Source organism: Yinghuangia aomiensis (assembly GCF_039542225.1).
In the GTDB taxonomy this organism is placed as follows: Bacteria; Actinomycetota; Actinomycetes; order Streptomycetales; family Streptomycetaceae; genus Yinghuangia; species Yinghuangia aomiensis.
In genome coordinates this window covers 1-564 of sequence record NZ_BAABHS010000107.1, presented here as the reverse complement: position 1 = coordinate 564, position 564 = coordinate 1, and the positions used below count along the sequence as shown (strand labels likewise).

Here is a 564-nt window from a genome sequence, read left to right as displayed (position 1 = left end):
GACGCAGACGATCTCGCGCTGCGAGCGCCCGTCGAACAGGCGCGCCTTGGCGGCGAAGTAGTCCTCCATGTCGGCGTGGAAGTCGAGGTGCTCGGCCGAGAGGTTGGTGAAGGCGCCGACCGCGAACCGTGTCCCCGCGACACGGCCCAGCGCGAGGGCGTGGCTGGAGACCTCCATGGCGACGTGGGTCGCGCCGTCGTCGGCCATCCGGGCGAGCAGGGCCTGCAGGCCGGGGGCCTCGGGCGTCGTGAAGGCGCTGGGCAGGCACGCCCCATCCTCCGCTGGCGAGTGCGGAATAACGCCGGTTGGGAAAGCAGACGGAGACAGGCCGGCGTTTTGGCGCCTGGCACGACAGGCTTGGCTTTGCGTCAATCGGTGCGAACGGCTTGAGAGGTGACGCAGGCTAACTCAACAAACGCGGCCCTGCGTGCGAGGCGGTGACGGGTCGGGCTCGCTCCCCTGCCATGAGGATCCTCGCCGACGACCGGGAGGCGTACGCGGCGAGCCGGGGCACCTACTTCGACATCACCGCCGAGCCGCCGGGCCAGGTGGCGGGCACCTACC

1 pseudogene is annotated in these 564 nt (G+C 70.7%); it reads right to left on the bottom strand.

The features are described from left to right. Positions 1 to 264, bottom strand: a pseudogene (locus ABEA93_RS42050) (Mur ligase family protein); the annotation flags it as partial. Positions 265 to 564 lie beyond the last annotated feature (300 nt).